Source organism: Chryseolinea sp. H1M3-3 (assembly GCF_029360725.1).
Classification (GTDB): Bacteria; Bacteroidota; Bacteroidia; order Cytophagales; family Cyclobacteriaceae; genus Chryseolinea.
Genome location: NZ_JARKMY010000002.1, coordinates 1085627 through 1105039 on the forward strand (window position 1 = coordinate 1085627; position 19413 = coordinate 1105039).

Here is a 19413-nt window from a genome sequence, read left to right on the forward strand (position 1 = left end):
TTAAAAATATCGGGGTGAGTAAACAATATGTTTATTGCGACTGATTCGGTAGTTAAGCACAACCTCATGGGTACCTGTCTGTATAGATGAGATCGAACTGATTGGATAACCATATGAATATCCCAGACTTAATTGGTTATTAATATTCATTTCAAGTAAACCGTCCACAGAATCTTTCATTCGATAGGACACACCCACCCAAAGAACTTCGTGGAATAGCATATTGGCATTGAGGTCATATTGAAAAGCTCCCCCTTCTTGCCATTTTAACAACACATTAGGTTTTAGCTTAACCTGTGGACCCAGTGCGAAAACATGCCCGGCCGAAAGAAAATAATGCCTTTTTTGTCTGGCTTGCGTGTAGGTATCCTGGTCGTTCCAGCGATTGTTGATCAATGTGGGTAATGATATGCCAATATAACTCCTCTTAGAATAGAAATACGCACCAATACCGAGGTTGGGTAAAACTCTGCTTTCGTTCTGAGCAAACGTAGGGTCTACCTGGCCATTTTGGGTAATGATGTTTAACTCGGATAAATTAGCCTGGTAGTAGGTTGCGCCAGCTTGACCGCCTATGGCAATTTTTGCATTTTTTGACACTGGGATCCTATACGCATACGTTCCATAAAACATGTATTGATTGATAACACTAACCTTATCGTGCACGAATACCGCACCTGCTGCAGACCGCGAAAATTTTAACGGTGAATGCAGGGATGCGACTTGTGTTTGAGGAGCACCTTTAAGTCCTGTCCATTGCGAACGTGCAGCCAATGTCGCTGTCATCGACTCATGACTTCCCGTGTACGCGGGATTAATCACCAGTCCATTAAACATATATTGCGTGAATAATGGATTCTGCTGTGCGTTACCTTCAAGCGAGATCAGTATGATTACCAATACCAGGTGCAGCCTCCACATTTTTTTTACTGAATCCATTTTTTTTACATTGATATGTAATGTTTTCTTCATTGTAATCCTTTTTTGTTACCTGACGATAACCACGTATCCGGTCATGGTTTCCATTTCTTCCCCTGGTTCTAAAATGTAATAATAAGTACCCTGATCTAGTAACTTCCCGGCATGCTGTGCCATATTTCCACGGCCATCCCATGGTGCTGTTGTATTTTCATATCGTTGTTTTTGATAAACCAGAAATCCCCAGCGATCAAAAATTTTGACTGAATTGTTTGGGTAATTTTCAATGCCAAGGATAAACCAGGTTTCGTTGTTATTGTCGTTGTTCGGTGAGAAGCCCTCAGAGATCGTTAGTGGTGCGTAAAGATTTTCGATCGTAACTACTGCTGCATCGGTAAGCCCCGCAGGATCTTGAATAGTATAAATAAAAGTGACTGTTCCTGAAGTTAAACCTCCTGGCTGATACACGATTTTTCCATTGACGATGCTAACAGACCCCATAGCCGGGCTCGTCACAGAAACGATCGATAGCTCGTCGTGACTATTGTCTTCATCATAATCATTGGCGAGAACATCAATCGTGATAGGAGAGAGTGATGTATTTACCACGGGTCCGTCGTCTACGGCATCCGGTGCAAGATTCGGAGCCATTGCAACGGATATGCTTACCGTTGCCGGCAAAGATGTTAACCCATCCGAATCCCTAATGGTGTACGTAAAAGAATCATTTCCGTCGAAATCATTGTCAGGTGTAAAACTTGCTACGCCTGTTGATGCGTTATAAGTAACTATACCTTGTGCCGGATTGCTTGTGATCGTAACCGATGTTGCCACCACATCGCTATCAACATCATAATCGTTTGAGAGAATACTGATGTCTACTCCACTGTTTTTATCGGTTGTCGCCTCATCATCAACTGCCACTGGAGCGTCGTTCACTGGAGTTACCGTTACAGTTACGGTGGTAGCTGCTGATGTTGCGCCTGCCAAATCTTTTACCGAGTAAGTAAAAGAATCATCTCCGGTAAAGTCTTTCGCCGGCGAATACAGAACTATTCCCGTCGGCGATTGTACAACCACCGAACCGTTGGAAGGCCCACTCACAACCACCACGGAAGAAATATCTAACCCATTATCCACATCCGTGTCGTTGACTAAAACATGAATCGATATTGGAATTTCTTCCGGTGTGACTGCTACATCAGGATTAGCTATTGGCGCATCATTTACCGGAGTTACCGTTATCGTCACGGTAGTTGTTGCAGATGAGGCACCGGCACCGTCCTTCAGTGAATACGTAAATGAATCATTTCCAGTGAAATTATTTGAGGGAGTATATAGAACTTTACCTGTTGAAGATTCAATTACCGCAGTGCCATTAGCAGGATTACTTATCAGGAGCAATGAGGTGGCATCTAACGTATGGTCTACATCAACATCATTTGCCAAAACCGGAATTGATATGGCAGTTTCTTCTGGAGTTGTTATTAAATCTGCATTAGCAATCGGCGCATCGTTCACAGCATTGATTGTAATGTTTACGGTAGCAACATTGGATAATGCACCAGCCGCATCTTTCAGCTTATAGGTAAAAGAATCTGAACCATTAAAATCGGCATTAGGCGCGTATGTTACTTGTCCGGTTGATGGATTTATGGCAGCTGATCCATTTGCGGGGGATCCTACCAATACAATCATACTGGCATCCAATATATCATCTACATCAATATCATTGGAAAGTATGGAAATGCTTATCGGCGTATCTTCATCTGTTGATATGCCATCGTTTAAAGCAATGGGAGCGTCATTTACTGGAAGTACAGTAATGGTTACAAGTACATCGCTTGAATTTAGCGTACCATCGTTGGCGTGATAGGTAAAACTATCTGTTCCATAAAAATTAGGATTGGGGGTGTAAATAAAAAATCCCCCTTGATCGACTACTGTACCATTGGCGGGAGGCTGACCAACCAGTGCGATCAGATGATCACCATCTGGATCTGTATCATTCGACAACAAACAACCACAATCCAGGTCTGTGTCTTCGTTCATGACAAATGTGTCGGGTTGTCCTACCGGTGTGTCGTTAATCCGGTTAACTTGAATGTTACGGGTAACGGTAAGACTATTGGTGGATCCATCATTCACGGAAAAAGAAACAGTCCTTATTAAATTAGAAGGATGATTATTATTTGTATTCTGATATGTGATGGAACGCAATGCGTTTGTAAAGTCAGCTGGTGAAGCCGGTCCTGTCAATGTAAGGGTTCCGGTCAGCGCATCATATGATCCGGTGATGGAAAAAGCATTGCTAAACCCGAGTACATCCTCGGTATTTGAATAATTCCCACTAATCTGAATGGTTGCACTCGTTAACAATGGACTATCAGGATCTGATGCTTCAATGTCGGCTGAGAGATGCGTAGCAGCTTGTCCTTCATCATAATTTAAAGATGTGACCTCAATTCCTGTGAGGGTTGGATTTTGCGCAACAGATGCATGTACAGGAAAAAGAATAGAAGCTGCAAAAACTGAGATCCAAAGCCTTTCTTTTAATTCTTGCCGGCAAAAAAAATAGAATATTTCCTGCGAAGCACAGGAAATTCTACCTTTTATTAAATCGGTAACTTTCATGGTTAGGGTTCATTTTGTCCATCTAGATGCAATGCGCGCACCAAATCGGATGTTTTGTACCCTATATATCCCCAGCATCAAAAATGTAAACTTTAAACTTTTCCTTACATGAAATTCTCCGTGTACTTGTCCCATTTTGATTAAGGAAATGTCTTGTTTTGGGACTAAACCGCTATGAAATTAGAACCGGGGCGGAACTAGGAATGTGAATGCTGCGGTAACGTTTGAACGTGGCCTGGATTGTATAATTTTATTACATAATTGACCCTCTATTCGACCCCTCTTTTAGGCATTTTAACTTCATATTTTTAATTGGCAGATGCCAGTTATTACTTTTTTATTTCTCATAAAGTGGTTTAAATATTTTAAAACCCAGAATTAAACTAAAAATATTAGTTTTATTGTCTAATAAAATTAGTTTGTCTTAATTTGTTGCTCACGCCATCGTATATCTTTATGCGAACAGAAAGAGCAAACATTATCTCCCAACTGCAGCAGGATATACTCCTGCTGCAAGGATATAAGCCAGCCAACAGCCCTTCCATCGATACGGGGCTTGGGCCAATAAAAGATGCTTTTCCAAATAACACCTTTCCAACCGGTGCTGTCCATGAGTTTGTGTTTGAAGGTTCAGAATCTGCGGCAGTAACCAGTGGTTTTTTGGCCGCTATGTTAACACCTCTTATGCATGAAAATGGTGTAGCATTATGGGTTAGTTCATCGCGTACACTTTTTCCCCCGGCGCTGAAAAATTTTGGCATGCATCCCGATCGTTTCATCTTTATTGATCTTCAAAAAGAAAAACATGTGATATGGTCCATGGAAGAGGCATTGAAGTGCAGCGCACTAACCGCAGTGGTAGGGGAGATGCAAGAAATTGGTTTTACCGCTTCGAGACGCTTGCAATTAGCAGTGGAGCATAGTAAGGTCACAGGTTTTATCCTTAGAAAGAATCCGCGCAAGCTTAATACAACTGCCTGTGCCGCACGTTGGAAGATAACATCCCTGACCAGTCAATCGGATGATCAGCTGCCAGGCATAGGTTTTTCGCATTGGAGAGTGGAGTTGCTGCGTGTCAGAAATGGTAAACCTGGTGTGTGGCATATCAGATGGCAGGATGGAAAATTCATACCTACAATTGCTCATGACCATAACGGTGAGGCTGGATACAATAGGTCTCATAAAGTTCAGCAGGCATGGGAATATCAAAAGAAAACGGGATAAATGGAAAGGCGGTTTGTTTCTATCTGGTTTCGGTATTTAACTACTGACTGGTTTTCCCTTCGCCAGCCGCACCTTCGTGATCTGCCTTTTGTCTTATGCGCCCCTTCACATGGGAGAATGATAGTCACTGCAGCGAATGCTGTTGCGCAGGCTATGGAAATAGACACGGGAACAGCGGTGGCAGACGCACGTGCCATCATTCCTACTTTACAAATTGCGGATGATAAGTCGGACCTTGGGGATCGATTATTAAAACGTCTTGCTGAATGGTGTATTCGTTTTACACCTAGTGTAGCCGTTGATTCCCCAGACGGGCTTTTGCTTGATGTTACTGGATGCACACATCTTTGGGGCGGCGATCAATTTTATTTGGATGAAATTATTAAGAAATTAAACGCACGTGGATATGATGTGCGCGCAGCAATTGCTGATACCGCAGGAGCTGCATGGGCCGTGGCACGATATGGAAATGGCCCTTTTGTTATTACAAGTGAGTTTCATATAGAAGCATTGCTCCCTTTGCCGCCTGAAGCGCTCCGCCTGGAGATGGATACGATCGATCGCTTACATAAACTTGGTCTTCATCGCATCAGCCAACTTATTGGAATGCCGCGTTCTTCTTTAAGAAGACGTTTTGGTGAGCATTTCATTCATCGTTTGAATCTGGCCTTGGGGCTTGAAGAAGAAGTAATCCAAAGTGTGCAGCCAATGGAACCATACCACGTGCGATTGCCTTGCCTCGAGCCAATCGTTACGTTAACAGGAATAGAGATCGCCTTAGATCAAGTATTGAAAATGTTATGCCATCGTCTTCAGCAGGAACAGAAAGGACTTCGTGTAGCCACGTTGAAAGGTTATCGTGTCGATGGAAAAGTTGTGCATGTTGATATCGGAACACATCAGCCATCGCATAATGTCAGCCATCTTTTCAAATTGTTTGAAAATAAACTCTCAACGATAGAGCCAGCTTTGGGTATCGAATTGTTCGTATTAGAAGCATCTAAAATTGAAGACCATACTCCAAAACAGGAAGAATTGTGGCAAAAACCAGGTGGACTGGATGACGTCAGCATATCGGAACTTATAGATCGGTTGGCTGGTAAAACTGGCGTACAGGCTATTCGTTATTTGCCAGATGAACATTACTGGCCGGAGCGCTCATTCAGACCGGCATCGTCACTTAATGAAAAATTAAAAATAGCATGGAGATCGGACAGGCCTCGGCCTATAAACATTTTGTCGGTTCCCGAGCGGATTGAGGTTACTTCACCTATTCCTGATTATCCACCCATGTTATTTCGATACCAGGGAAAATTGCATAGAATTATGAAGGCAGATGGACCTGAGCGAATCGAACAAGAATGGTGGCTGCAACAAGGACAACATCGTGACTATTACCGCGTGGAGGATGAGGAAGGACAGCGATATTGGCTGTTCCGGCTAGGTCATTATAATGACAAAACCTATCAATGGTTTATGCACGGTTTTTTTGCATAGAAGAAATAGCGCATGGAGTATACTGAATTACAAGTCACAACAAACTTTAGCTTTCTAAGGGGTGCATCACATCCTGAAGAACTTGTTGAACAGGCGGCAATGTTAGGTTACAAGTCGATTGCCATTACGGATAGAAATAGTTTTGCTGGTATTGTCAGGGGTCATGTTGCTGCAAAAAAATTTGGAATCAGGATTATACCTGCATGTCGTATTGATCTTTTGGATGGGCCGTCACTCCTGACATTTCCCACTGATATAAATGCTTATTCTCAATTATCCTCATTAATCACCTTAGGTAATCTTCGTGCTGAAAAAGGTGAATGTCATCTCTACAGGGCAGATGTGTTTCAATATGTTCAAGGTGCAAAAGTGATCGTCTTACCTCCTGGAGTGTTGAATGGAGTTTTGGATTTTGATCCATCGTTTAAAAAAACATTGCAAGAATATAAACATGTATTTGGTGAACATTTATATGTGGCGGCAACGCGCACGTACAGTGGTGATGATAGTAAACTCTTATTCCGAATTTCACAACTCGCATCACAATTCAATGTGCCTATGGTAGCAACCAATGATGTTCATTACCATGTCCCCACACGCAGGGAATTGCAGGACGTAGTTACATGTATTCGCGAGAAATGTACCATTCAAAATGCAGGTTTTCGCTTGCATCCGAATGCGGAAAGATACCTCAAGTCCGGGGAGGAGATGATGCGGTTATTTCAACAATATCCCGCGGCTATTCAAGGTACTTTTGAAATTGCTGAAGCTTGTACTTTTTCGCTTGATGAATTAAAATATCAATATCCTAAAGAAATCACCAGCGATGGGCGCACGCCGCAGGAAGAACTTACATTTTTAGCATGGCAAGGTGCGCAACATATTTATGGAGATAAGATTCCTGACAAGATACAAGCAAACATCAAGTATGAGTTAGCCTTTATGGAACAGATGAACTATGCCGAATATTTTCTGACGGTTCATGATCTTGTACGCTTCGCACGTGAGAAAGGTATTCTTTGTCAAGGCCGTGGTTCTGCGGCAAATTCCACTGTTTGTTATTGTCTGGGTATTACTGCTGTCGATCCTTCAAAATTCGATTTACTGTTTGAACGATTTATTTCATCGGCGCGCAATGAGCCGCCGGATATCGATGTGGACTTCGAACACGAACGACGCGAAGAAGTAATCCAATATATCTATGAAAAATACGGCCGTCACCGTGCAGCCATTGTAGCAACTGTAACGCAACAACATCATAAAGGAGCGATTAAGGATGTAGGAAAGGCTATGGGACTTTCGGTTGATACCATTAATCGTTTGTCTGGCGCAATGTGGGAATTTACCGACGAATGGGTGAATGGAAAATGTCTTGCAGAGCAAGGATTCAATCCTAATGATGCCACATTGGTAAAAGCTTTACAACTCACATCTCAGTTTATGGGATTTCCCCGGCAATTGGGGCAGCACACTGGCGGATTTGTTATTACGCAAACCAAATTATCTGACTTATGTCCTATCCTCAATGCGCGAATGGAAAATCGTACCTGCCTTGAATGGAACAAAGATGACATCGACGTCTTGGGCTTTCTTAAAATTGATGTACTGGCGCTGGGCATGCTAACCTGTATCCGCAAGGCGTTTGATCTTGCGGGTAAACATTATGGTTTAGCTTTAACGCTTGCTAACATCCCGCAGGATGATACTGCTGTTTATGATATGGTAAGCGAAGCTGATACTATTGGTGTATTTCAGATTGAGAGTCGTGCGCAGCAATCGATGTTGCCGCGGCTGCGGCCCAAATGTTTTTATGACCTGGTAATTGAAGTAGCCATTGTACGCCCAGGTCCCATCCAGGGTGATATGGTGCATCCCTACCTGCGCCGCCGGAATGGTGAAGAGCCGATTGATTATCCTTCAAAAGATTTAGAAGAAATTCTTGGACGGACTCTAGGTGTACCGTTATTTCAGGAACAAGCCATGAAGATCGCGATTGTTGCTGCCGGATTTACACCAGCTGAAGCAGATGAACTACGGCGGAGTATGGCCACCTTTAAAGCAAAAGGCGTGGTCGCTCATTTTGAAGAGAAATTAATCAGCGGTATGATTAAAAATGGGTACAGCAAGGAGTATGCACAACGCGTGTTTAGACAACTCGAGGGATTTGGTAGTTATGGATTCCCGGAAAGTCATGCCGCCAGCTTTGCCTTGTTGGTGTATGTATCATCCTGGGTCAAATGTTATTATCCGGATATTTTTGCTTGTGCTTTGCTCAACAGTATGCCTATGGGTTTTTATCAGCCGGCACAAATTGTTATTGATGCACGTAAACATGGTGTAGATGTTCGCCCCGTAGATATCAATTATTCCAGCTGGGATAACACCTTAGAAGAAAAATCCGGAAAGTACTGTGTGCTTCGCCTGGGATTTCGTCAGGTAAAAGGACTGCGGGAAGATGATATAAAAATATTGATGGATGCAAGAGAAAAAATGTTTTCATCAATCCATGAACTTCGAAAAATTGGACTTGCAGAAACAGCGCTCGAAAAATTAGCAAATGCCGATGCGTTCAGGTCACTCGGAATTGACCGCCGTAAGGCATTATGGGAGGTGTCGACAAAAGATCGTCCTACAGCAATTTTCCCTGTTCAACAATTTGGGGGTATTGACGAAGAAAAAGTGGTGCTGCCTGAAATGAAACTTTCAGAGCATGTCGCGCATGATTATGCTACTACCTCATTATCTATTAAAGCACATCCCGTAAGTTTTATCCGGGAGAAACTTGACCAGCTTCATATTTCATCTGCTTCGAAACTTAATACAAAGAAAAACGGGGATGCGGTAAAAGTTGCAGGGCTTATTCTTGTAAGACAGCGACCAGGAACTGCAAGCGGCATTTGTTTTATAACCATCGAAGACGAGACAGGTTGCATCAATCTGGTTGTTTTTGAAAAACTGTTTAATCAATATCGCAAAGAAATTTTGCAATCCAGTTTGTTAATGGTGGAAGGAACAATGCAGCGTGAAGGTAAAGTTATACACGTTATTGTAAAGCGTTGTTTTAATTTCTCAAAACTGTTAAGACAGTCCATCGCATTTGGTGCGGAGGATTTATCTTTGGCGCCAATGTCACGAGCGGATGAAAGAACAGCCCCTGTTCCTCCAAAGAAGGATAAAACAAAAATACGGGAAGTTATCCAAGGTAAAATTTTTCCAGAAGGAAGGAATTTCAGATAGATGCTGTTTTAATTTGATGACTTTAAAGATAAGCGTCGGAATTCAATCATACATTAATTCTTTTATTGGGTTCAAATATGGACGAACACAGAATGATAAGTAATAGACCCAGTTTAATTTCATTTGATAAATTTTATTTTAATTACCTACACGAATATCTCCATAAGCGTGGATCTTATCGCAAATTAAACGTAATGAAGATTCAAGATTGCCGTCTGCGGTTTTAAAAGCGTCGGCATCAATAGTTAAAGGTGCACCCAGTACTACAAGAGGGGCACCATATGCAGGACATTGAATCGCCTGTTCTAAGGTAAGGCCGCCAACTGCCTGCACCGGAACGTTTACTGCTTTAACCACTTCACGAAGCTGGTCTAACGGACTAGGCATACGCTTTCCAGCAGCTGCGATGCCACGACGTTCATCGTAACCAATGTGATGAATGATATAACCACAGCCTAAATCTTCCAACCATTTGGCAGCGCCTACCATATCAGGACACCCAAGATTATCACCCATTACGCCAATGCCATAATCTTTGCCAGCTTTAACCACACACTTTATTGTTTCTTCATGAGCACGCGCCATCACGACTACATAGGAGGCGCCAGCTTTTGCCATCATCTCGGCTTCAAGGTAGCCACCATCCATTGTTTTAAGATCTGCAACAATAGGTGTATTGGGAAACGCTTCCCGTAATTTTTTAACGCCGTGCAATCCTTCAGCTAAAATCAAAGGTGTTCCGGCTTCCAGCCAATCAACACCGGCGCGCATTGCCATTGCTGCGGTTTCCAGTGCTTCATCAATATTGGTTAAGTCTAGTGAAATTTGGACGATGGGCTTCATATAAACGTATAGTTATGTTGTTTTATTTCTCAACCCGTCAAAATAGAACATTATTATGTAGCCGGATGATTTTTTCGCGGAAACGTTGTTCAACTTTGCGCAGGGACGGCAGAGATAGGCGTTGGGAGGTCTTTTGTTTTAAAGGTTTGTAAGAGCAAGTCAACCCCCACTCGGGAGCATATTTCTAATAGCACTGATTTTCCAAACACCTTTATCAGAAACGGCAATAAACGTACTCCACATTTTTCGAATGCTCCCATCTGTATTTTGTATCTCATACTTACAGTCGACAATAGCACTTGTTGAATTAAGCATGCGTATCTTTTCAATAGTAAGGGTCCTGGTTCCAGGACTGGTAGCAGAGCTTCTTAGCATTCCCTGTACAGATGAAGCTATTCCGTTTCTCCATTCGCCTGTAGAAACCAACTGATCCACATCTCTAGATAAGATATTTTTAAGCAGAAGGGTATCTCTGTTTTCCCGTGCCTGGGAGTATTTGTCAATTAAGACCTGAAGATCTATCCTCTGTTTTTCAGTAGGGACTAAATTCTGGCCATGTAAAACATAGAGACTTGAAATATTAAATAAGGTGAATAAAAGAATACTTTTCATGATCACAGGAGTTATTTAAAATTAGCAGCTTTTGATGGAAGAACAAAGTGTAGCACATTCTGGCGTGGCGCTCTTGGACTCCTGAAAAAATAGCTAATATTTTAAAATTGCCGTAGGGGTATCGTTCAATAGAGTTGTCATTAACCAAACCAACCAAAAATCACACTACTCATGAATGTTAGAATAATTTCTCTTCTCCTGACGTTGCAAGCGACGTTTTTATACGCCCAACAGATTAATCAAACGGTAAGAGGCCGTATCCTGGACCAGGATAGTCAAATGCCGCTCATTGGCGCAACCGTTGTAGTGCTAGATTCAAATCCGTTGATAGGAGCGGTTACTGATGTAAATGGAGACTTCCGGCTTAATAGTGTGCCCATTGGCCGCGTTACGCTGAAGATCACGTTTATCGGATATGAGGATCGCATCATACCGAATCTTCTTGTTGGCGCGGCTAAGGAAGAGGTGTTAAATATTAGTTTAATAGAATCTATCAGTACATTGGAAGAAATTACAGTTAATGCGAATAAACAAAAAGGGGAAGTTCTTAACGAGATGGCTATAGTAAGTGCCCATACATTTTCAGTAGAGGAAACCCAACGTTATGCCGGTTCATTTGATGATCCGGCCCGAATGGTTTCTGCCTTTGCAGGTGTCAACGGTAACACTGAAGGTAATAATGATATTATCGTAAGGGGCAATTCACCTAAGGGAATTTTGTGGCGACTGGAAGGAATAGCGATTCCAAATCCAAATCACTTTGCCGGAGAAGGTTCTACTGGCGGTCCCATTAATGCTTTAAGCAGTAAAATGTTGAGTAACTCAGATTTTTTCACGGGAGCATTTGCGCCCGAATACGGAGATGCTACATCTGGCGTCTTTGATATGAAACTGAAGGCTGGTAATAACGAGCAGCGTGAATATACTGCATCTATTAGTACGTTAGGACTCGACATGACGGCGGAAGGACCTTTTAAAAAAGGAGGAAAAGGATCTTATATAGCCAACTACAGATACTCCGCACTTGACCTCCTGGATAAAGCGGGCATTGTAGATTTTGGTGGCGTGCCAAGATATCAGGATTTATCTTTCAAAATTCAATTGCCTGTTAGCGGCAAACATAACTTTGCGTTATTCGGCCTTGGGGGAATGAGTAGCATTGACACGGAAGACAAAGACGAGGAAGATGAAGACCGGATTATCGGGAAATTTAATGGCGAGAACAAATTAGGCGTGTTAGGCATTTCACATACATTTCAGGTGAACGACGATATGTATATTAAGAGCTCTATCGCAGGTACTGGTAGTGAAAGTATTTTCAATTACGACATTCCAAACAACCTGGAAGAATTTTATACCATTGAAACAGGTAAAATCTCAAAATCATCTGTCATAGCCTCTAGCGCTTTTAACTATAAGCTTAATTCAAAACATAAAGTTGAAACAGGAATTATCCTGACAAGACTGAATTATAACCTCCGATCCGACGAATTTAATTTTGAAAGGGATTTATTGGAGAACCAACTTTCGGAAAAAGGGAACTCCAATACATACCAGGCATTTGCCAGTTGGAAGTACAGAATGAGTGAAGAATTTACAATGATCAGTGGTTTGCACTACATTCATTTTGCATTAAATAAAAATTATTCTTTGGAACCACGCTTGGCAGTGCAATGGCAATTTGATGAAAAACAATCTTTTAATGCGGGGGTAGGACTGCATAGCAAACTGGAGCCGGTGTCTACTTATCTGGCAAAACGATATGATAATGATGGTGGTTACACGCAGCCAAACAAAGATCTCGAAATCACCAAAGCTGCGCATTTTGTCATAGGATATGATCGGCAAATTGCCAACAATACACATGTTAAAATTGAAACGTATTACCAATATTTGTATGACGTGCCTGTAGAGAACGGTCCATCTTCATTTTCCTTACTTAATCAAACAGAAGGTTATACAACACGGCAGCTAGTCAATGAAGGTTATGGAAAGAATTATGGCGTCGAAATTACCGTTGAACGATATCTCCACAAAGGTTTATATTATATGGGAACGTTATCATTGTTCCGCTCATTATACACGCCGATGGATGGCATTGAGCGTAAATCCGCTTTCGATAATAATTATGTTGCTAATCTGATTGGTGGGAAGGAATTTAATGTTGGTGCTCCTTCCAAGAACAAAGTTTTCTTTATTAACACAAAAATTGCGTTGATCGGTGGAAAAAGATATTCTCCTATTGATCTTGAGAAATCAATTGAGGCCGGTGACGAAGTTACGGATGAAGTAGAACCTTTTTCCAAGAAAGGTGACGATATTTTCAGAACCGATCTATCTATAGGTTTGAGAAGGAATAGGAAACGGACCACTTCAGAATTAAAATTTGATGTTCAGAATATATTTAACAATCAGACAGTAGTATCCGAAGAATATGTCCATGCGACGGGGTCAATTTCGAAAGGAAGACAGTTAGGAATGTTACCAACCATCAGTTACAAAATAAGTTTTTGATGATTTGCAATAATGGGCTTTGCAATGATGTGATACATATTTTAAAAATGGCCTTGTTACTGAGGCCATTCACCAACTCCACCTTTTAAATTATTAACTTTAAAACCCTCCTTTGCCATAATAGAACAAGCCTGTGCGCTTCTGCCGCCACTTCTGCAGAAGATAAAATATTCCACAGTCTTATCCAGCTTGCTAATGGCATCTTTAAATCTCGGCGACATGATATCAATATTCTTTGAACCTTTAATGGTTCCGGAAGAATATTCAGATGCAGTCCGGACATCAATTAGAACCGGTTTTTTAGTGTTAAGGAATTTTTCTTTGAATTCCCTTCCACTCAATGAGCTGTAGTCTTTGGCAGGACTTGAAAATAGATTGAACATATGGTTTTCTTTTTATAGTTACTTTTTTCGATGCTCAGAAAATGTCTTTCTGAATGACTATACAAATTTCGTTATTGGGTAGTATCAGTTACAGTGACAAAAATCACATTGAGATATTTTTAGCTAAAGTTTTATTTATTTGAGTTAGAGAAGATTTGTTAGGGATTTGCAAGCTTGAGAAAATATGATACCCGGCTTTACGTGCTCGCATCATCAAAAAAACTAAGCGCACATTTATAGTCTCACACAGCGAAGGTTTTTGTTGTAAACGAAGCCCTCAGGACAGCCCGATACAATTCAGAAAAGTTTATCTAATTTACCAGTATTAAATTGACGCTTATGGATATCTGGAAATTGTTACTTAGATACTTATCTGATATGAACTGTAGGTCGGTCGCCCTCTTATTGCTATTTGTAAGTTGTTCAAAAGAGTCTACTAAGAATGGTGATGCCCTCATTCCCTCCATAGCTCCGGCTATTTGTGATTACGAACAGAAGGAAGTGGAGATGAAAGCTACAGGATGGTTAAAGGTTTTTGAAGATAATTTTGAATCAGACCTTTCTCAATGGAATGTATGGACAGGTGGAGCGTATAACGAAGAACTTCAGCATTATCAGGCGTCGAATCTTGAAGTTGCAAATGGCACACTGCTGATCAATGCAAAAAAAGAATCTGTTACTGGAAATACAACGCCTCAGGATCCGACGCAAAAATCTTTTGGTTTTACCTCGGGACGAATTGAAAGCAAAACAAATATATCTGCAAATCCGAATGCTCCCAAAGTCAGAATTGCAGCGCGAATAAAACTTCCTAGCGGGAAAGGATTATGGCCTGCATTTTGGAGTTACGGAGATCCTTGGCCAACACAAGGTGAAATCGATTTTCTTGAAGCCCGTGGAAACGAACCTACGAAGTATCAGACCAATTATTTTTTTGGAACATCCACGAATAACAATTTAGTAAAAGGAGCAGAACATGTCATTGAAACGGATGCCAATCTCACAACATGTTATCATGTTTATGAATTGATATGGGAAGAATCTAAGCTTACTTCCATCCTTGATGGTACCGTCGTTGAAGTGAAAGCATCGGGTGGATACATTCCGCAACTTTTTGGAAAGCAGCAAAGGGTAACGTTAAATGTTGCAGTAGGAGGATGGTTTTTCAATAACCTTGATCCTTCAACCATTGAAGAAGGAACGATGATGGTTGATTGGGTGAGGGTGTACACATCGAACTGAGGCAGCGATTTTTCCTATCGTTGTGGCTGGTTCGGTTATGGCTCCCTGCTGTGTTGATGTCGCATTCTACTTTGGGTCAAACGAAGCCATCAGATATGTCCATTGAAATGGATGATATATTGAAGTTCAAAAGAATGAGCATAGGTTGAAGGCGCTAAGGGTAGTGTATGGGTTGTAACAGCTTTTTCGATAATTTCTGTACCTTCATACCCTGTTCCTCTTGTTATCGAGGAGGTGCTATGAAACATAATATTTTTTTTATTCTTTTTGCCTTATGCGTAGTATGTCCTTGTTACCAGGGATTTTCTTTTCAATCTGGCAATGGAGCAGAGATAGCGATGAAACGCGCTGAAGTTTTTTTTGAAGTCAGCAATTACAAAAAAGCATTGCAGCATTACAGTAGTGCTGCTAACAACTTTAAAATACAAAAGAATTGGAGTGGCTACTTAAACGCTGTAGCAGGCAAGGCTTATTGTTTAGTCCGGCTGAGTGCATTCGATGATGCAAGGCTGCTATTAGACACTGCGGTAATTGTCGGTGACAATATAGGAGAAGGTATTGAGGTTGCTAGAATCTATTATGTATATGGTATTCTTTTGGACTTGCTCAACGAGCCTCATGAATCCTTGGCAATGCATCAGCATGCCTTGAACATTAGAGTGCGTTTGTTGGGTTCCAATCACATCCTGGTATCAGAAAGTTACAACGGCATTGGGGAGGTTTACCGCTATACGCTAAGGGATTATGTTGAAGCGGAAAAATATTTTCAAAAGTCAGTCAACATCTTGGAGACAACACCACCAAAATATCTCAAACAACTTTACCGCGTTTATTATAATCTCGCAACTACCAACCGTCTAAAGAAGGATTTTGAACGTGCGCTGGGATTTGCCTTCAGTGCTATTCAAACACTCGAATCTATCGACCCCGTTGACACTACTTCGTTCATACGATGTTATGGTATCATCGCCAATATTTACAATAATCAGGATGTTTCTGAGAAGGCAATTTTGTATTATCGAAGGGCCTTGTCCCTGCGGCTTGATCGTCACGAAATGTCGGCTGAGATGGCCAATGATTTTACAAATTTGTCGCAGGCTTATATAGAAACAGGACAGCATTTATTGGCATTACATTGCGTTGACAGTGCACTATTGATTATAAAAAATAAGAATGCTTATGACTCAACGACAATGGCTGATATTTATCTTGTCAAAGGTAAAGCACTGCGTGAAGCGAACCGCGACCAGGAGGCGCTAGAAAACTACCGGCGGAGTTTGCATATACGAAATGCATTTTCACAAAGCAACACTGCAGATATTTCGAATACTTATAAACATCTTAGCGAGGTTTTGTACAAGATGAAACAATTTGATTCGGCTCTTTTCTATGCGCAGCAAAGTATTCAGTCTGCGCTAGGTTCAGAGACAACGCTTTCTTCCACATCAAATCCGTCTTACAAGGTACTTGAGAATAAACCAAGATTGTATGATATTTTAGCTCATAAAGGTACCGTGTTGATGCAACTTGCGGAAGGAAGAAATGCAGTGAATACTTTGAAACTTGCTGCTGAATGTTTTTATCTATCGGATAGGCTAATGGACAGGTATTGGGATTCTCAGGAGAATGAAAATTCAAAACTCCATTTTGCAAGCGATACCTATTACATTTATGAACGGGCGCTGAGCGCTTTGTATAAACTTTACGGGCTTACATCGGATGAGCAGTACATCGCATCTGCTTTTGAACTAATGGATAAAAGCAAAGCGCGTATTCTGCGACAAGGTGTTGAGCAAGCCAGTCAACGTGCACAAAAGTATATTCCTGACAGCATCTTAACACAAGAGTTAAATATCAAGGCCAAAATAACATCGGTAGAAAATAAGCTTGGTTCGGTAAAAAACTTGGAGGTAGAGAGTGAATTGAATGTAGAGCTGCTAAACAGACAGAAGGAGTTAGCGGTCTGGCAGCGGCAAATAAAAAAGCAGTTTCCGCAATATACCTTTGGAGTAAAAAGGTCGCCTGTCATGACGCTCTACCGTTTACAGGAAGCATTAGAAGAGGATATGATCTTTGTTGAATATTTTTTTGGTGCAGAAACGATATATGCGATCGCATCATTTGATGGAGCGCAGGGGTTTGAAGCCATTGAGACTAAAAACCTGACACAGGATATTTATAAGTTTTGCGAACTCTTGAAAAACGGCTTACAAACTAAAGACCTGCAAGAGGATTTCGCGAACTACGTAATGCTAGGCTCAAGTTTATATGAAGATCTTTTGCTGCCAGTAATTAATCGTTTCGGCTTACAAGCAGGAGATGACCGTCACCAGCTCATGGTTGTGCCAGACGGCCCGCTTTCTTTATTGCCGTTTCAGGCATTACTTGCTTCCAAGCCAAATACAACTCATGTAAATTACCGCGATCTGGACTATCTTGTTAAGCATTTTACGATTTCATATTCTTTTGATGCGGTCTCTCCATTTCTAACTAACCCGCGCAGCCATTCGGAGAAACCATTGCTAGCTTTCGGGTGGTCAGATGGCGAGCAAGAAAAATATACAACTGACGATCTTCCTGGAACGTATCGTGAATTGCAAGCCATTGCCAGTATTTTTCCGGGCGACTTCAGTATGGGAAAGGACGCTGTTAAGAAAAAATTTATGGCCGAAGCTTCCTCTTATAAGATACTTCATTTGGCAATTCACGGAGTAGGCGACGAACATGATATCTATAATAATTATTTACAGTTCAGAGATGAAAAGTTGTTTGCACATGAATTGTACGGATATAACCTGGGTTCTGATCTTACAGTGTTGAGTGCATGTGAGACAGGTTATGGAAAGATTTTCACGGCGGAAGGTGTATACAGCATTGCCCGTGGTTTTTTCTACGCAGGCTCAAAAAGTTTACTAATGACGCTCTGGAGAATTAATGATGGCGAGAATGTGTCATTGATACATCAGTTTTATAAAAACCTTGCACAGAATGAATATGCGAGCAGTGCTTTATGTAAATCCCAACTAACGTATTTAAAGGAGGCGGATGAATATACGGCGCACCCACGCTTTTGGGTTGGGCTAGTGTTATGGGGTAATTACAAGGAGCTAAATGATCAAAACATATCGGTGCAGATATACGCAGTCTCAATAATGACGGTTCTGGCGACTGCAGCTTCTCTATTTTTTCTTCGAAGAAAAAGAAAACAAGCCCGTGACGTGTCAAATTCGCAAGCTTGTTAATGAAGGTAAATAGGAGTATGAACTACTCCCCAATCTCTTTAAGTAATTTTGTTGCCTTTGAACTATATGGGTTAGCGTTGCCTCGTAGTTCTGTTAATACCTTTCGTGCATTGTCCAGGTCACTTGATTTCATATAAGTTTGTGCAAGCTCCCACTTCTCCTGCTCTGGAGAATTTCTCTTTACAATTCGCGTAGGTCTGGTGTCTTTTAAATCATCGGTTTTGTCCGGCATAATATTGTGATTTAGAGGGTTAAATGTTTTTCAGGAAAGGTAATAAACTTATTATAAGATATATATAACTGGTTTAAGGGAGGCTACCTTTGAAGTTATGCGGTATTTGATCGCCGACGAAATTGGGAAACAATCGGTGTAACGTATATGGATTGTTTATTGGGCGAGGAAATTCGAATACTGTTAAGGCGAGGTAATTGGCAAGTTAAGTCCTAAACCTACTGTCAACTGTAAAACGATCGGATATTTTTCAGGTCCGTATAGAGCATCGGTAATGCCTATTATCTAAGGGGTTTCGTACCGTTATTGTTTGCCGGATTAGTCGATTGGGGTGTTGTCGGTTGTACGGATTCATTGTAGCGATTTTGGAGGTCCCGGTTATTCGGTACTGGCTGCCCGGAGGTTGGTGTCTGAGGTTGTGTTGGCAATACCTGTAATTCTGGCTGCGAGTTGATTTCAGGTTGCGGCTGTAACGACGGTTGGAGTTGGGGTTGTGTTTGCCCTTGAGGTTGAGGCAACGGCTGGGCCACTGGGGAATTTGGATCTTGTGCTTGTGGTGTGCTTTGGAATTGCTGCATGCCATTGTTTTGATTTCGATTGGCAGGCGCGGTTTGAATAGATTGCGGCGTTGCTGATTGGTTTAAGTTTCCATTCTGTGAGTCGGTTTGATTAATTCCAGTAGAGCTTGCGCGATTATAAGAGGAGTCTGTTTGTTGTGCATACGAAATCGTACTTGTGGCAGCTACGCATACGAATAGAATTGCTATGTGTTTCATAGATAATTTTTTTAAACTTTTTTATTTTCCTGCAAAAACATTGTGCCGATTTTAAATCA

At 41.4% G+C, this 19413-nt stretch carries 14 protein-coding genes; 6 read left to right on the forward strand and 8 right to left on the reverse strand.

Features of this window, described 5'->3' with window-relative positions:
* Together P2W71_RS12150 and P2W71_RS12155 are read right to left on the reverse strand one after the other, a co-directional pair.
* Positions 1-972, reverse strand: a complete 972-nt coding sequence (locus P2W71_RS12150; protein ID WP_276371301.1) for a type IX secretion system membrane protein PorP/SprF — start codon at positions 970-972, stop codon at positions 1-3.
* A gap of 15 nt (positions 973-987) precedes the next feature.
* Positions 988-3552, reverse strand: coding sequence for an Ig-like domain-containing protein (locus P2W71_RS12155; protein WP_276371304.1), 2565 nt, complete (start codon positions 3550-3552; stop codon positions 988-990).
* Positions 3553-4008: 456 nt separating this feature from the next.
* Here P2W71_RS12155 and P2W71_RS12160 point away from each other — a divergent pair, with 456 nt between their 5' ends.
* The 3 genes from P2W71_RS12160 to P2W71_RS12170 are packed head-to-tail and all read left to right on the forward strand — an operon-like array spanning position 4009 to position 9510.
* The gene (locus P2W71_RS12160) at positions 4009-4776 is read left to right on the forward strand and encodes an Error-prone repair protein ImuA (protein ID WP_276371307.1); all 768 of its coding nucleotides are present in this window, start codon (positions 4009-4011) and stop codon (positions 4774-4776) included.
* Complete coding sequence (locus P2W71_RS12165) at positions 4777-6273, forward strand: DNA polymerase Y family protein (protein WP_276371309.1); 1497 nt, start codon at positions 4777-4779, stop codon at positions 6271-6273.
* A gap of 12 nt (positions 6274-6285) precedes the next feature.
* Complete coding sequence (locus tag P2W71_RS12170; protein WP_276371313.1) at positions 6286-9510, forward strand: error-prone DNA polymerase; 3225 nt, start codon at positions 6286-6288, stop codon at positions 9508-9510.
* A gap of 138 nt (positions 9511-9648) precedes the next feature.
* Here the strand turns inward: P2W71_RS12170 and P2W71_RS12175 are convergent, their stop codons facing one another.
* Both P2W71_RS12175 and P2W71_RS12180 read right to left on the reverse strand, forming a co-directional pair.
* A complete protein-coding gene (locus P2W71_RS12175; RefSeq protein WP_276371316.1) occupies positions 9649-10353 on the reverse strand; it encodes an orotidine 5'-phosphate decarboxylase / HUMPS family protein in 705 nt (234 codons plus the stop codon).
* A gap of 159 nt (positions 10354-10512) precedes the next feature.
* Positions 10513-10965: a DUF4440 domain-containing protein gene (locus P2W71_RS12180; RefSeq protein ID WP_276371318.1), complete on the reverse strand. Its 453-nt coding sequence runs from the start codon at positions 10963-10965 to the stop codon at positions 10513-10515.
* A gap of 171 nt (positions 10966-11136) precedes the next feature.
* On the opposite strand from P2W71_RS12180, the gene P2W71_RS12185 reads away from it, so the two are divergent.
* Positions 11137-13479 carry a TonB-dependent receptor gene (locus P2W71_RS12185; RefSeq protein ID WP_276371320.1) on the forward strand — a complete coding sequence of 781 codons (2343 nt, stop codon included), beginning with the start codon at positions 11137-11139 and terminating at the stop codon, positions 13477-13479.
* A 56-nt stretch (positions 13480-13535) separates the two neighbouring features.
* On the opposite strand, the gene P2W71_RS12190 is transcribed toward P2W71_RS12185, so the two are convergent.
* On the reverse strand, positions 13536-13862 hold the full coding sequence (locus P2W71_RS12190; protein WP_276371323.1) for a rhodanese-like domain-containing protein: 327 nt from the start codon (positions 13860-13862) through the stop codon (positions 13536-13538).
* A 339-nt stretch (positions 13863-14201) separates the two neighbouring features.
* Between P2W71_RS12190 and P2W71_RS12195 the strand changes: the two genes are divergently transcribed.
* On the forward strand, positions 14202-15104 hold the full coding sequence (locus P2W71_RS12195) for a glycoside hydrolase family 16 protein (RefSeq protein WP_276371326.1): 903 nt from the start codon (positions 14202-14204) through the stop codon (positions 15102-15104).
* Positions 15105-15193: 89 nt separating this feature from the next.
* Here P2W71_RS12195 and P2W71_RS12200 read toward each other — a convergent pair whose 3' ends face one another.
* Positions 15194-15352: a hypothetical protein gene (locus tag P2W71_RS12200; protein WP_276371328.1), complete on the reverse strand. Its 159-nt coding sequence runs from the start codon at positions 15350-15352 to the stop codon at positions 15194-15196.
* Between P2W71_RS12200 and P2W71_RS12205 the strand changes: the two genes are divergently transcribed.
* Positions 15344-18346, forward strand: coding sequence for a CHAT domain-containing tetratricopeptide repeat protein (locus tag P2W71_RS12205; protein WP_276371331.1), 3003 nt, complete (start codon positions 15344-15346; stop codon positions 18344-18346). The two genes, P2W71_RS12200 and P2W71_RS12205, sit on opposite strands and share 9 nt — an antisense overlap.
* Before the next feature lie 22 nt (positions 18347-18368).
* Here the strand turns inward: P2W71_RS12205 and P2W71_RS12210 are convergent, their stop codons facing one another.
* Complete coding sequence (locus P2W71_RS12210) at positions 18369-18578, reverse strand: hypothetical protein (protein ID WP_276371334.1); 210 nt, start codon at positions 18576-18578, stop codon at positions 18369-18371.
* Between the two features lie 281 nt (positions 18579-18859).
* A complete protein-coding gene (locus P2W71_RS12215; protein ID WP_276371336.1) occupies positions 18860-19354 on the reverse strand; it encodes a hypothetical protein in 495 nt (164 codons plus the stop codon).
* Positions 19355-19413 lie beyond the last annotated feature (59 nt).

Bases quoted from the DNA above. Each gene is read 5' to 3' on its own strand.
- P2W71_RS12150 (WP_276371301.1), bottom strand. From the start codon at position 972: ATGAAGAAAACATTACATATCAATGTAAAAAAAATGGATTCAGTAAAA.
- P2W71_RS12155 (WP_276371304.1), bottom strand. From the start codon at position 3,552: ATGAAAGTTACCGATTTAATAAAAGGTAGAATTTCCTGTGCTTCGCAG.
- P2W71_RS12160 (WP_276371307.1), top strand. From the start codon at position 4,009: ATGCGAACAGAAAGAGCAAACATTATCTCCCAACTGCAGCAGGATATA.
- P2W71_RS12165 (WP_276371309.1), top strand. From the start codon at position 4,777: ATGGAAAGGCGGTTTGTTTCTATCTGGTTTCGGTATTTAACTACTGAC.
- P2W71_RS12170 (WP_276371313.1), top strand. From the start codon at position 6,286: ATGGAGTATACTGAATTACAAGTCACAACAAACTTTAGCTTTCTAAGG.
- P2W71_RS12175 (WP_276371316.1), bottom strand. From the start codon at position 10,353: ATGAAGCCCATCGTCCAAATTTCACTAGACTTAACCAATATTGATGAA.
- P2W71_RS12180 (WP_276371318.1), bottom strand. From the start codon at position 10,965: ATGAAAAGTATTCTTTTATTCACCTTATTTAATATTTCAAGTCTCTAT.
- P2W71_RS12185 (WP_276371320.1), top strand. From the start codon at position 11,137: ATGAATGTTAGAATAATTTCTCTTCTCCTGACGTTGCAAGCGACGTTT.
- P2W71_RS12190 (WP_276371323.1), bottom strand. From the start codon at position 13,862: ATGTTCAATCTATTTTCAAGTCCTGCCAAAGACTACAGCTCATTGAGT.
- P2W71_RS12195 (WP_276371326.1), top strand. From the start codon at position 14,202: ATGGATATCTGGAAATTGTTACTTAGATACTTATCTGATATGAACTGT.
- P2W71_RS12205 (WP_276371331.1), top strand. From the start codon at position 15,344: ATGAAACATAATATTTTTTTTATTCTTTTTGCCTTATGCGTAGTATGT.
- P2W71_RS12200 (WP_276371328.1), bottom strand. From the start codon at position 15,352: ATGTTTCATAGCACCTCCTCGATAACAAGAGGAACAGGGTATGAAGGT.
- P2W71_RS12210 (WP_276371334.1), bottom strand. From the start codon at position 18,578: ATGCCGGACAAAACCGATGATTTAAAAGACACCAGACCTACGCGAATT.
- P2W71_RS12215 (WP_276371336.1), bottom strand. From the start codon at position 19,354: ATGAAACACATAGCAATTCTATTCGTATGCGTAGCTGCCACAAGTACG.